Source organism: Streptomyces sp. NPDC031274, assembly GCF_055570235.1.
Genome location: NZ_JBVIHP010000022.1, coordinates 80,906 through 93,473, shown reverse-complemented (window position 1 = coordinate 93,473; position 12,568 = coordinate 80,906). Strand labels below are relative to the sequence as shown.

At 70.1% G+C, this 12,568-nt stretch carries 14 protein-coding genes; 8 read left to right on the top strand and 6 right to left on the bottom strand.

From position 1 onward, the window contains the following. Window positions 1-133 precede the first annotated feature (133 nt). The 3 genes from ACZ5CR_RS30830 to ACZ5CR_RS30820 all read left to right on the top strand — a co-directional run bounded on the left by ACZ5CR_RS30830 (window position 134) and on the right by ACZ5CR_RS30820 (window position 2,350). A complete protein-coding gene (locus ACZ5CR_RS30830; protein ID WP_468863399.1) occupies window positions 134-1,024 on the top strand; it encodes a radical SAM/SPASM domain-containing protein in 891 nt (296 codons plus the stop codon). Between the two features lie 12 nt (window positions 1,025-1,036). Then, the gene (locus tag ACZ5CR_RS30825; RefSeq protein WP_468863396.1) at window positions 1,037-1,870 is read left to right on the top strand and encodes a protein kinase; all 834 of its coding nucleotides are present in this window, start codon (window positions 1,037-1,039) and stop codon (window positions 1,868-1,870) included. 225 nt (window positions 1,871-2,095) lie between these two features. Then, window positions 2,096-2,350 carry a hypothetical protein gene (locus tag ACZ5CR_RS30820; protein ID WP_468863394.1) on the top strand — a complete coding sequence of 85 codons (255 nt, stop codon included), beginning with the start codon at window positions 2,096-2,098 and terminating at the stop codon, window positions 2,348-2,350. 54 nt (window positions 2,351-2,404) lie between these two features. On the opposite strand, the gene ACZ5CR_RS30815 is transcribed toward ACZ5CR_RS30820, so the two are convergent. Both ACZ5CR_RS30815 and ACZ5CR_RS30810 read right to left on the bottom strand, forming a co-directional pair. Beyond that, window positions 2,405-3,013 carry a DUF1349 domain-containing protein gene (locus tag ACZ5CR_RS30815; RefSeq protein WP_468863392.1) on the bottom strand — a complete coding sequence of 203 codons (609 nt, stop codon included), beginning with the start codon at window positions 3,011-3,013 and terminating at the stop codon, window positions 2,405-2,407. A gap of 5 nt (window positions 3,014-3,018) precedes the next feature. Further along, window positions 3,019-4,548, bottom strand: a complete 1,530-nt coding sequence (locus tag ACZ5CR_RS30810; RefSeq protein WP_468863390.1) for an aldehyde dehydrogenase (NADP(+)) — start codon at window positions 4,546-4,548, stop codon at window positions 3,019-3,021. Window positions 4,549-4,685: 137 nt separating this feature from the next. Here ACZ5CR_RS30810 and ACZ5CR_RS30805 point away from each other — a divergent pair, with 137 nt between their 5' ends. The 5 genes from ACZ5CR_RS30805 (at window position 4,686) to ACZ5CR_RS30785 (ending at window position 9,615) form a co-directional block, all read left to right on the top strand. Then, window positions 4,686-5,456: an IclR family transcriptional regulator gene (locus tag ACZ5CR_RS30805; RefSeq protein WP_389910369.1), complete on the top strand. Its 771-nt coding sequence runs from the start codon at window positions 4,686-4,688 to the stop codon at window positions 5,454-5,456. Between the two features lie 11 nt (window positions 5,457-5,467). Further along, window positions 5,468-5,938: a GNAT family N-acetyltransferase gene (locus ACZ5CR_RS30800; protein ID WP_468863585.1), complete on the top strand. Its 471-nt coding sequence runs from the start codon at window positions 5,468-5,470 to the stop codon at window positions 5,936-5,938. Window positions 5,939-6,001: 63 nt separating this feature from the next. Beyond that, window positions 6,002-7,381, top strand: coding sequence for a sensor histidine kinase (locus ACZ5CR_RS30795; protein WP_468863387.1), 1,380 nt, complete (start codon window positions 6,002-6,004; stop codon window positions 7,379-7,381). Next, complete coding sequence (locus ACZ5CR_RS30790) at window positions 7,378-8,034, top strand: response regulator transcription factor (RefSeq protein ID WP_468863384.1); 657 nt, start codon at window positions 7,378-7,380, stop codon at window positions 8,032-8,034. Before ACZ5CR_RS30795 ends, ACZ5CR_RS30790 begins: the two co-directional genes overlap by 4 nt. A 132-nt stretch (window positions 8,035-8,166) precedes the next feature. Then, window positions 8,167-9,615, top strand: coding sequence for a peptidoglycan D,D-transpeptidase FtsI family protein (locus tag ACZ5CR_RS30785; RefSeq protein ID WP_468863382.1), 1,449 nt, complete (start codon window positions 8,167-8,169; stop codon window positions 9,613-9,615). A gap of 76 nt (window positions 9,616-9,691) precedes the next feature. Here ACZ5CR_RS30785 and ACZ5CR_RS30780 read toward each other — a convergent pair whose 3' ends face one another. The 4 genes from ACZ5CR_RS30780 to ACZ5CR_RS30765 form a co-directional block, all read right to left on the bottom strand. Further along, on the bottom strand, window positions 9,692-10,423 hold the full coding sequence (locus tag ACZ5CR_RS30780) for a hypothetical protein (RefSeq protein WP_468863380.1): 732 nt from the start codon (window positions 10,421-10,423) through the stop codon (window positions 9,692-9,694). Then, window positions 10,420-10,782: a PadR family transcriptional regulator gene (locus ACZ5CR_RS30775; protein WP_468863378.1), complete on the bottom strand. Its 363-nt coding sequence runs from the start codon at window positions 10,780-10,782 to the stop codon at window positions 10,420-10,422. The genes ACZ5CR_RS30780 and ACZ5CR_RS30775 overlap by 4 nt, the downstream gene beginning before the upstream one ends. A 2-nt stretch (window positions 10,783-10,784) precedes the next feature. Continuing rightward, window positions 10,785-11,564, bottom strand: coding sequence for a CPBP family intramembrane glutamic endopeptidase (locus ACZ5CR_RS30770; RefSeq protein ID WP_468863376.1), 780 nt, complete (start codon window positions 11,562-11,564; stop codon window positions 10,785-10,787). 137 nt (window positions 11,565-11,701) lie between these two features. Beyond that, window positions 11,702-12,523, bottom strand: coding sequence for an HAD family acid phosphatase (locus tag ACZ5CR_RS30765; RefSeq protein ID WP_468863373.1), 822 nt, complete (start codon window positions 12,521-12,523; stop codon window positions 11,702-11,704). Window positions 12,524-12,568 lie beyond the last annotated feature (45 nt).

Here is a 12,568-nt window from a genome sequence, read left to right as displayed (position 1 = left end):
TGCGCCTGGTGACTGCAACTGAGGTCATCCTTCAACGGCCTTCGGGACGGCAGTGGGCTGCGAACCCGGACGCGCTGAAGCCTGCAACCGCAGAGCAGAAACGCGTTCTCCGTAGATGAGACTAGGAGGAGCCATGACAGCACCGGTGATCACGAGCATTCCCTTACCCGCACGCCGAACGGAAGGGGCTTTCCTGTGGCTGGACCTGACCCGGAAGTGCCAACTGGAGTGCCTTCACTGCCTCAACGACTCGGGTCCTGCGGGGCAGCACGGGGAGATGGTCCTCACGGATTGGATCAGGGTCATTGACGAGGCCGCCGGAAGCGGCGTTCGTGCGGTGCAGCTGTTCGGCGGCGAGCCGCTTCTCCACCCTGACTCGATCGAAATCGCGAATCACGCCCTGACCTACGGTATGGCGGTGGAGGTCTATAGCAACTTCGTCCACGTCCCGGATCCCTGGTGGGCCCTCTTCATGATCGGAGGCGCCTATCTCGCCACGTCGTACTATTCGGACGACCCAGACGAGCACAACGCGATCACGGGCCGTCAGAGCCACGCCCGGACGAGGGCCAACATCGCTCAGGCCGTCAGACTCGGCATTCCGATCCGTGTGGGGATCATCGACTGTGGCGGAGGCCAGCGTGTCGAAGAGGCGCGTCGGGAACTCATCGCCATGGGCGTGCAGAGGATCAAGACGGACACGGTTCGCCCCTTTGGGCGCGCTGCGTGCGGGCAAGAGCCGAGCGTTGCCGGCCTCTGTGGCCGATGCGGTGACGGCCGTGCGTCGGTCGGCCCTAACGGCGACGTGTCACCGTGCGTCTTCTCCACGTGGCTGAATGTCGGCAACGTCCTTGTTGGCTCGCTGGAGGACATCCTCACTGGCGATGACATGACTGCAGCGGGCGCCCTCATCAACTCATCCATCATCCGCAACGGTGGCAACGGCGGAGACGATGACGACGATGACAACGACGACGAGTGCTCACCCGGGTATCCGGGCAGTGAGTGCACTCCTCGGAACTAGAAGGAAGCCGGAATGAACCGTCGCCTCCCCAGTCTCGAATTCCTGGACCTCATCCACTCCTACACGGGAGACATCTCCGACTCACAGATCACAGAGCGCGGATTCAGCTCTGACGTCTTGATGTTGATCAATGGCGCTCTGGGACGCTTCTTCGTCAAGGGGATCGCAAACCGGGCTGGGGGGCGTCGGGACTCGATCGTCAGAGAGCGGCTGATCAACGAAGCTGTGCATCCGCTCTCCCCGCGCCTCCTCTGGCACGCGGAGGACGCTCAATGGATCGCACTCGGATACGAGTTGGTCAGCGGTCGCCCCAGCGACTTCGCACCAAGCTCCGTAGATCTTCCTGCCGTTGCTCAGCTCGTCAACAGGATCGGGGAAGTCCCACTGCCGACCGTGGCCGAAGACTGGCCGGAGACCCGATGGGACCGCTTCGCGGCGGACCAGGACGAGGCCGCGCTCTTCAAGGGTGACAGCCTTGTTCACGGCGACATCAACCCCAGCAACCTCCTTGTCGGGGAGGCCGGGTCTTGGGTCGTCGACTGGGCATGGCCGACGAGGGGAAGCGCGTTGATCGACCCTGCACTCCTCGTACTGCAGTTCATTGCAGCGGGCCACAGCCCGGAGGACGCAGAGTCGTGGGTGTCTCAGTGTGCGGCGTGGTCGAAGTCCGATCCTGCGGCAATCGACGCGTTCGCGGTGGCCAACCTTCGGATGTACCGCAAGCGTGCGAAGCGGTTCCCTGATCAGACGTGGCTGAGCGCCATGGAAGCGACGGCGCAAGCGTGGGTCGACTACAGGCAGCGACCTGTTTCCTCCTCCGCGCGGTCCAGTCTTCCCACGGGCTGACCAGCTGCACCACCGCGATAGTTGCGCGCTGTGTGCTCACAAACACCACCTCCAGGCCCCAACTCTGGGCCTGGAGGTTCACTGCGTTGGATCTTGGTGGATAACCGCATGACTTTCGAAGCGTTCGAAGGCTCGCGCGACAGCAGCGTCAACCGACTCACGGTCAACCTGCTAGCCATCGCCCTCAGGCCCTTCAGGCTTCTCCCAGCTTCCGAGGAGCATGAGATGCCCATCGGCGACGTGACAGGCGGTGAGCGCCGTTGCGTCGTCACGTGGGAGGCGGTGCCGGCCCACCGGGCGGGCCTGGCCGCGGGAGTCCTCAACTCGGCCCGGCAGGTGTCCGGGGGCCTGGGGATCGCGGCCTTCGGGGGGCTTGTGGCCGGGGACTTCGTCTCCGGGATGCGGGTGAGCCTGCTGATCGCGGCGGGGCTGCTGACAGCCTCGGGGGTGGCGACGCTGGGGTTGCGGCGGGGGCGTTGATCTTCCCCGCCCCCGCCCCCGCACCTTCCCGGCTGTGACGTCTGAGGAGCGGTGTCAGGACCCGTCCCTCAGGCCCCGGGGCCAGTTGGGACGGAACTCGATCTCCTCGTACGTCACCACGCACCCCTCCCCCACCGGCGACTGCGCCATGAAGCCGACCAGGGCCGCTCCCGCCGATTTCTCCTCGCCGAGGGAGAAGATCCGGACGAACGTCCACTCCTTCCCGTCCAACGACGCGTGGAACGCGAACGCCGAACCCGTGCGGCTGATCCGGAGCCAGACGCTGCTGCCGTCCACCACGAACGCGTTCGAGTCGTCGGAGTGACCGCGGGTGACGACCGTGCAGACCGTCGCCTTGTCCGGTGACCGTTCGAGGCAGAGCTTCGCCCACTCCCGGTCGCCGACGTGGAGGTACAGCACGCCCGCGTCGAACGCCGCCGCGAAACCGACCGTCACCCGCGCGATCAGCTGGAAGTCCCCCTCGGGCGCGCCGAGAAGACGCGGCGCGTCCGAAGCGGGGTCAAGGGCCTCGCCCGTCGGCGGCACGAAGCGGTCCTGCCGGGCGCCCGCCCAGCCGGTGAGCGCCCCCTTCTCGTACGACCAGTTGCCGTCGGGACCGTACGTGCGCAGGGAGAAGGGCAGTTGGGGGATGTCGACGTCCATGGGCGTCAGTGTTGCAGGCGCCCGTCGTAGCGACGCGGCAGCCCCAGCGGATTGTCGTCCCGCAGCTCGGCCGGAAGCAGCGCTTCGGGCGTGTTCTGGTACGCGACAGGGCGCAGCCAGCGCTCGATCGCCGTACCGCCCACGGAGGTGGAGGTGGACGTCGTCGCGGGGTAGGGACCGCCATGGTGCTGTGCGGGCGCCACCGCGACCCCGGTCGGCCACCCGTTGACCAGCACGCGCCCGGCCAGCGGCGTGAGTTCGGCGACCAGTGCCGCGCCGCCTCCCTCGCCCGCGGCCTCCTCGGCGGACAGCTGAACCGTCGCCGTGAGGTTGCCGGGCAGCCGGGTGAGCACGGAGGTGATCTCCGCCTCGTTCTCGTAGCGTGCGACGACCGTCACCGGGCCGAAGCACTCCTCCAGGAGCAGATCGTGCTCACCGGAGGCGGCGAGCCGCGCCGCGGGAACCGTCAGGAAGCCCGCACTCACCGTGTGCTCGCCGCCCGCGCCCGGCGTCACCGGCGCGTCCACGTCCGGCAGTTCGCCCCGCTCGCGCACGCCCGCGACGAAGTTGTCCCGCATCCGGTGGTCGAGGAGCACCCCGGCCTCGGTGTCGCTGACCGCCTCGGTCAGCGACTTGACGAACCGGTCGCCGCCCGCGCCGGCCGGCGCGAAGACCAGGCCCGGCTTGACGCAGAACTGGCCGACGCCGAGCGTCATGGAGCCCGCGAGACCGGTCCCGATCTCCTCCGCGCGCTCCAGAGCCGCCGCCTCGGTCACGACGACCGGGTTGAGGGAGCCGAGCTCGCCGTGGAAGGGGATCGGCACGGGGCGGGCCGCCGCCGCGTCGAAGAGGGCACGGCCGCCCCGGATCGAACCGGTGAAGCCCGCGCCGGACACGAGCGGGTGCCTGACGAGCTCCACCCCCGCGTCGAAGCCGTGCACGAGGCCGACGACGCCCTCGGGGATGTCGTGCCGGGCCGCGGCCCGGCGCAGCGTCGCCGCCACGAGCTCGGAGGTGGCCGGGTGGTCCGGGTGCGCCTTGACGACCACGGGGCAGCCCGCGGCGAGCGCGCTCGCGGTGTCACCGCCGGGCACGGAGAAGGCGAACGGGAAGTTGGACGCGGAGTAGACGGCCACGACGCCCAGCGGGATCTTGTAGCGCCGCAGGTCCGGGATGGGCGGGGTCGCGCTGCTGTCGGGGTGGTCGATGACGACGCCGAGGAACCCGCCCTCGTCGACCACGTCGGCGAAGGCCCGCAGCTGGAAGCAGGTGCGGGCGAGCTCACCGGTGAGCCGCACGGGACCGAGCGCGGTCTCCGCGTCCGCGGCCTCCACCAGGTGGTCCTTGGCCCCGTCGAGCAGTTCGGCCGCGGAGCGCAGGAACGCGGCGCGTACGGCGCGGTCGGCGAGGGCGTCCTTGGCGGCCAGGGCGGAACGTACCGCCTGATCCACCTCTTGGGCCGAGGCTTCGACAGCGACCTGCTCGCGCTGCTTCCCGGTTCGGGGGTCGACACTCCAGACTGGTGCTGCTGCCACCGCGGGGTCCCTCCAAGGGTGATGCCACAGATGTGCTGCCACCCACCTGGGCTGTTCGATATGCTGAACGCTGTCTCCGGTGATGAATAGCGGAGACTTCGGAGACTATTTCTCGTCGAACTAAGGGGTCAAGGGCGATGTCGGCTGGCGAGACTGGCGGGGCACAGGTCAAGTCCGCGGTGCGGACCGTGGAGTTGCTCGAATACTTCGCGGGGCGCCCCGGAATGCACTCTCTGGCCGCCGTCCAGGAAGCCGTCGGGTACCCCAAGTCCAGCCTCTACATGCTCCTTCGTACGCTGGTGGAGCTGGGCTGGGTGGAGACGGACGCGACGGGCACGCGGTACGGGATCGGGGTGCGGGCCCTGCTGGTCGGCACCTCGTACATCGACGGCGACGAGGTGGTGGCGGCGGCGCGTCCGACGCTCGACCGCCTCTCGGACGACACCACGGAGACGATCCACCTGGCGCGCCTCGACGGCACGAACGTCGTCTATCTCGCCACGCGCCAGTCGCAGCACTACCTGCGCCCCTTCACGCGCGTGGGCCGCCGCCTCCCTGCGCACTCGACCTCCCTGGGCAAGGCCCTGCTCGCCACCCACACCGACGAGCAGGTCCGCAAGATGCTCCCGGAGACGCTGCCCGCGCTGACCGAGCACACGATCACCGACCGCGAGAAGCTGATCGAGGAACTGCGCACGGTCCGCGAGCAGGGCATCGCGGTGGACCGCGAGGAGAACACGCTCGGCCTGCGCTGCTTCGGCGTCGCGATCCCGTATCGCACGCCCGCGCGGGACGCCATCAGCTGCTCCGTGCCGGTGGCACGGCTCACGCCCGCGCACGAGCAGATGGTGAAGGACGCCTTGTTCGACGCGCGGGACCGGTTGTCACTGGCGACTCGTAGGCTCTGACCATGGTCGGTATGGATGTCATTCTGCGCCCGGTGCACGACAGCGATCTCCCGGTCTTCTACCGGCAGATGAACGATCCCGAGTCGAACCACGTCGCCGCGTTCACCTCGCCGAAGTCGGCGGACTGGACGCTCTTCGAGGCCCACTGGAAAAAGCTCCGAGTCTCGGACGACGTCGTCGCCCGTACGGTTCTCGCGGACGGCGATGTCGTGGGCAGCGCGGCGGTGTACGGGGAGCCGGGGGAGCGCGAGGTCACGTACTGGATCGACCGCGCGTACTGGGGCCGTGGTCTGGCCACGGCCGCTCTGCGGGCGCTGCTGGCCGAGGTGCCGGAGCGGCCCCTCTACGCGCGTGCGGCGTCGGACAACGCGGGGTCCCTGCGGGTGCTTGAGAAGTGCGGGTTCCGGGTCACTGCCGCTGCGCGGGGCTTCGCGCATGCGCGGGGCGAGGAGATCGATGAGGCGGTGCTGGTGCTGGCGTAGGGGCGGGTTCCTCTGCCCGATCTCCCCGCCCCTCCCCACCCCCGCCCCGGGAACGTAGGGGCCATGAGCCCGACCTACTCTGTGCGGATGACCATCGGAGGGCGTGTGGCCGCTCTCGGAGTGCGCTTCTTCAAGGAGCGGGCAGGCACCGCCGCGGTCGTCCCGCGGTCCCTGACGGCCCTGTTCGGGCGCCGGGCGCGGCGCCGGTGGATCCACCTGATCCTCGGCGGCGCGCTCGCCATGCCGTACGTCTTCGTGGGCTCCGTCGTCATCGGTCCGCTGCTCGGCGAGGACAACGTCTTCGGCTCGACCGTCGCCCAACTCGGCTCGTTCGCCGTGGGGTTGCCGCTCGCCGCCGTCACCGCGCTCTTCCCGCTCACGCGGCCCATGTCGGTGGCCGCCGTGCGGGCGCTGTGCGATGTGCCGGGCGACACGCTCGCCGACGGGCCCGCGCGGTCCCGGCAGGCGCGCGGGCGCACCGTCGCGTGGTTCACGCTGCACCTGGGGTTCGGCGGGATCATCAGCGGGATGTCCCTCGCGCTGCCGCCGTTCGCGGCGGTCCTCATCGCGCTGCCGTTCGTCGCCGCGCTGCGGGACAGCCGGGTCGGGATGCCCGAAGTCCTCGACGAGGGATGGGTGTTGGCGCTCTCCCCCGTCGCCGGGATCCTCGCCCTCCTCGCGCTCGCGGGGTGCGCGGCCGCCGCCGGGGGCCTGCTCGCGCGCTGGGCGCCCGGACTGCTCGGCCCCTCGCCCGCCGACCGGCTCGCGGCGGCCGAACAGCGCGCCGCGGACCTCGCCGTACGCAACCGGCTCGCGCGGGAGCTGCACGACTCGGTGGGCCACGCCCTGAGCGCGGTCACGCTCCAGGCGAGCGCCGCTCGCAGAGTCCTCGACCGCGACCCGGAGTTCGTCCGCGAGGCACTCGCCGCCATCGAGGAGACGACCCGGCGCACGGTGGGCGAACTCGACGCGGTTCTCGGTGTGCTGAGGGAAGGGGGCAGCGACGACCGGGCGAGCCCGACCGCGCCCGCCCCCACCCTCTCCGCCGACCTCGACGGGCTCCTCAAGCGCACCCGCGCGGGCGGCCTGCGGGTGAAGGCCGCGGTCGAGCTCGGCCCCGAAGGCCCGGACGCCCTGCCGCCGCTGGTGTCCCGCGAGGCCTACCGCATCGTCCAGGAGTGCCTGAGCAACGCGCTCCGGCACGCGGGCCCCGCGGCCCCGGTGACCCTCCGGATCGCCCTGGACGGCACCGTCCTGGAGATCCTCACGGAGAACCCGCTGCCCCAAAGCTCCCCCGCGCCTCCCGCGTCCCGTCCCGGCGGCGGCCACGGCCTGCGCGGCATCACCGACCGGGCCAGGCTCCTCGGCGGCACGGTCCTGGCCGGCCCCGCCGACGGGGTGTGGCGAGTGAACGTACGACTCCCCCTGAAGGGCCCCGTATGACTCCCCCCATCCGCATCGTGCTCGCCGACGACGAGCGCATGGTGCGCACCGCCCTGCGCGCGATCCTCTCCGCCGAGCCCGACCTGGAGGTCGTCGGCGAGGCGGCGAACGGCGCCGACGCGGTGTCCGTCGTGCGCGAGCTGAGGCCCGACGTGGTGCTCATGGACGTACGCATGCCGGAGATCGACGGCATCCGGGCCACCGAGCAGATCGTGCGGACCCATGCCGATCCGCCGCGCATCGTGGTCGTGACGACCTTCGAGAACGACTCCTATGTGTACGAGGCGCTGCGCGCGGGGGCCTCCGGGTTCCTCCTCAAGCGGTCCGACGCGGACTCGCTCGTGCAGGCGGTGCGGCTCGTCGCGCGCAGCGACTCGCTGCTCTTCCCCGCGGCGGTGCGCGCCCTGGCCGCCGAGCACGCGCGCGCGAAGCCCGCGGCGCCCGCCTGGGTGGCCAGGCTGACGGGGCGCGAGAGCGAGGTGCTGAGGCTGATGGCCGCGGGCCTGACCAACGCGGAGATCGCCGGACGGATGGGCGTGGGCCCGGCGACGGTGAAGACACACGTGGCCTCGGTGCTCGCCAAGACGGGGGCGCGGGACCGTACGCAGGCGGTGATCGCGGCGTACGAGGCGGGCTTCATGAACGCCGACTGACCCGCCCGCACTGTCGCAGCACCCGTACCGTCGCAGCGCCCGCACCGTGTCACAGCGCCCGCAGTATGAGGAATGTCTGAGAAACCCCGCAGAACGGAACGAATACATCCGCGCCGCTCGTCTTTTCACGGGATGAACAAGACGATCAGGCGCGCCGCGGTCTTCACGCTGCTGCTCGTGGTCGCCCTCCTTGTGCGGGCGACCTGGGTGCAGTTCTACGACTCGAAGGCGCTCGCGGACGACAAGCTGAACCGGCGCAACGCGATCGAGCAGTACGCGAACCCGCTGGGGAACATCATCGTGGGCGGTGAGTCCATCACCGGCTCCGAGCGGACGAAGGGCGGCGACCTCGCGTACAAGCGCACCTACAAGGACGGCGATCTGTACTCGGCCGTCACGGGTTACAGCTCACAGGTGTACGGGGCGACGCAGCTCGAGGGCATCTACAAGGACGTCCTCGACGGCACCGACACGCGGCTGAAGAACCCGCTGGACACGGTCACCGACAAGCGCGCCGATCCGGGTGACGTGGTCACGACGATCGACCCGGCGGTGCAGAAGGCCGCGTACAAGTCGCTCGGCGACACCAAGGGCGCGGCGGTCGCCCTGGACCCGAAGACGGGCAAGATCCTCGGCATGGTGTCGACTCCCTCGTACGACCCCTCCGACATCAGCGGCTCCACCGACTCCAAGGAGTGGACGTCGCTCCTGAAGGACGAGGAGAAGCCGATGGTCAACCGCGCGCTGCGGCAGCCGCTGCCGCCGGGTTCGACGTTCAAGCTGGTCGTCGCGGCGGCGGCCCTGGAGGACGGGCTCTACGGTTCGGCGGACACGAAGACCGACAGCCCGAACCCGTACATGCTGCCCGGCTCGACCCAGCCCCTGAGGAACGAGAGTGCCTCCGCGCCCTGCGAGGACGCGACGATCCGTACGGCGCTGCAGTACTCCTGCAACAACGTCTTCGGGAAGATGGCCGTCGACCTGGGCCAGGACAAGGTCAAGGCGATGGCCGAGAAGATGGGCTTCAACACCGACAAGCTCGACGTGCCGGTGCGCGCGTCCGAGAGCGTGTACCCCTCGGACATGGACAAGGCCCAGACGGCCCTGACCGGCATCGGCCAGTTCGACGTGACGGCGACGCCGCTGCAGATGTCGATGGTCTCGGGGGCGATCGCCAACGGCGGCAAGCTGGTCTCGCCGCACATGGTCTCCCAGATCACCGACTCGGGCGGCGACGTCCTGGAGTCGTACGACGACGCGGAATCTCAGCGTGTGATGAGCGAGGACACGGCGAGTCAGCTGCAATCGGCGATGGAGACGGTCGTCGAGAAGGGCACGGGTACGAACGCGCGGATCAGCGGCGCGCACGTGGGCGGCAAGACGGGCACGGCACAGCACGGCGAGAACAACAGCAAGACGCCGTACGCCTGGTTCACCTCGTACGCCAAGGGCAGCGACGGCAAGGAGGTCGCGGTGGCGGTCATCGTCGAGTCGTCGAGCGCGGCGCGGTCGGAGGTCAGCGGCAACGGCCTCGCGGCGCCCATCGCGAAGGCGATGATGTCGGCGGCCTTGAACCAGTAGCCGCATCCGCTCGCGCACGACCGCGGGGTGCCGACGAACGAGACGGCACCCCGCGGAGGCAGAAGCGGTGAGACGGTCAGCGTCGCGAGCGCCACACCTGCACGGCCCAGAGACCGGCGAACAGCCCCAGGGGCCCCACCAGGACCCCCGCGACGAAGCCGAGCCCGCTGTCGGGCCGGCCGTCGTCGACGGCGACGGCCACACCCGCCAGGACGACGACCGCCGCCGCGACAGCCACGAGGACATAGAAACGCCGGCTGAAGAAGCGCCACCGATCGGGTACCAGCGGCGGCGCCGAGATCTCCGCGCCCGGCCCCAGGCTCGCGGCCCTCGGCCGCTTGAACCACGCGTAGACGATCCAGTTCCCGCAGGCCTCCCAGCCGTCGGGGGCAAGGCGCTCGTCGAGCCCTTCACGCCCCCGTGTGACCAGCTCACGCCGGTACTCCCAGCGCTGCGGGCTCTCCAGGTCGCGGTGGCTGACGAAACGGCCGAGCGCGTCGACCCTTTCCACCTCCCACCCCTCGTCGCCGAAGCGGTTCAGAAGCTCCTCGTCGACATAGGTGTCGGCGGTCCACCGCCACGTCTCGACGTGCGCCCCGGAGGCCTCGGGCGCCTCCGGCCCGGCGGGCGCGGCGGGCACCAGCTCGCGGGCGAACTCCTCCGCGGGCCCGAACTCGGCCTCCGGGTCGGCGCCGCCCGACTCCTCCAGGTGCGCCTGAAGATCCGCGACGGTCGCCGCCACCTGGTCGGCGGGCGCCCCGTGCTCCCGCAGCCGCTCGGCGAGGTCGACGAAGTAGGTCACGCTCACCGCACACCCGCCTTCGCCAGGACCTCACGTACGGATCCGTCGAAGGCGAGCCACAGCCCGCCCTGCTCGCCGAGGGTGGTGCGCCCCTCGTCCGTCAGGGAGTAGTAGCGCCGCCCCGGCCCCTTCTCGGTGGCCCGGAACTCGGCGGCGACGAGGCCCGCCTCCTCAAGGCGGTTGAGCACGGGGTAGAGCGTGCCGCCCTTGATCTGGCCGAAACCGGAGGCGTCGAGCAGCTTGGCGATCTCATAGCCATAGCTCTCGCCGTCGGTGAGGGCGGCGAGCACGAGCAGATCGAGTACGCCCTTGAACCAGCTGGCCCGGCGGTCGGCCTTCGCACCCCCGGAGGCGGGTGGGGTCATGGTCAGTTGCCCTTCGGGGTCGACTCGTACGGCTGGGACGGCTGGGACGGCTCGTGCGCGGGAACGCTGCCGATCGGCTCCGGCACGGGGAGCGTCAAGTCCCGTACGGAGAGGGCGATGTGGATGGCGATGGGCACCAGCAGGCTCCCGCTCGCCACATAGAGCCCGGCGAACAGCACCCCGACGGAACCGAAGGCGATGACGCCGCTGCGGCCCTGATAGATGCCGGCGACGGCGTACACGAGCACCGAAAGGGCCGCCGCCGCATAGAGGTTGAGGCCGAGCACGCCGACGCCGAAGGCGATCAGGAGCCCGCGGTAGACGAGTTCGGCGCAGACGCCGTCGGTCACGGCGACGGCGATCGCGAGGCGGCGCTCCTGTGCCGTGCGCGGCAGCATCGCCTGGATGGAGGCGAGCCCCGGCACGTTCCTGCCGCCTTCGGCGAGGGCGCGCATCTTGCGCCCCGACACCACCGAGACCGCTCCCATCATGACGATGATGACGGCGGCGGTCAGCGGCGACGCGGGCGCCGCGATGCCGAGGTCGGCGGCGGCCATGCCCGGCGAGAGCAGCAGCGCGGCCACCGCGAGCGCGGCGAGGACGCCCCAGAAGACGAGTATGAAGCTGAAGTAGCGCACGAGAGCGCGTGGTTCGGTGTCGCGGCGGCGGGCCAGCGAGCCGTAGAGGCGGCGGCCGAGCCAGGGCTCACCGAGGAGCAGATAGGCGCCGAGTACGGCTGTGACGGCCGTGGAAGCGGCTGAGAAGTCCGGCGAGACGGTCATGGGAATCCCCCTTCCCGAAGGGGCCGCACGACGCGTGCCGCACGACCCCATGAGCATGTGAGCTACCTAGACCGTAGAACGACCTAGTCAGGAATGCAACCTATCTCGCGATGCCGACAGCGGCATCGAGCAGCGGACTACTCCACGAAGTACGTCGGGTTCGGGAGCTTGTACGTCTTGTCCGCGTACCCGCCCGCGAGGTCGGAGACCTGGTCGCCGAAGCTGCCGACGATGTTGTAGCCGGTCGACTCGATGTACTTCCGGGTGCCTTCCTTGAACTGCACGGTGGTGCACTCCCACTTGGCGGGCGTGGCGCAGTGGCTCAGATAGGCGGGCGGGGCGGTCTTGTTCTTGGTGAACACGTGCGTGGTGTCGAGCTTCGTGTCGTACCCGGCCCTGGCGAGGTTGGTGACCGCGCCCTCGCGCTGCGTCTCGCTCAGGCCGGTCAGGAAGAAGACCTCGACGCCCTTGCCCTTGGCGTACTTGACGAGTTCGGGCATGCCGAAGACGGCGGGGCGCTTGGCCTCCTTCACGTAGGCGTCCCACGTGGCGCCGTTGTACGTGTAGTTGGTCGACTTCTCGTAGTCGAAGCTGAGCAGCGCGGTGTCGTCCACGTCGAGGACGATCGCGGGCTTCTTGCCGTGAGCGCCGCCCTGCACGCCGTGGCCGTCGCTCTTCGCGCCGCGTGCGGCGGCCTTCCTGATGTCCTTCTTCGCCTTCGCCTGGACGCGCGCCAGGTCCTTGGCGTACGGACTGTCGGGCGAGGAGCGCCAGACGCCGTCGGCGTCCTGGTACGCGCCGTAGTAGTCGTCGATCTCGCCGACGAGGACGCCGATGTTCTGGGGTTCGGCGGTGTGCCGCGCCGAGGCCGAGTCGGCGATGGCGCCGGTGCCGTACAGCGCGGCTCCGGCGACGGCACAGGCGGTGGCGATGCCCGCCACCCGTAGGGACTTCCGCATAGGTCGCTCTCTCCGGATCAGGGTCTGGGCCCGGGCCTGGGTCAG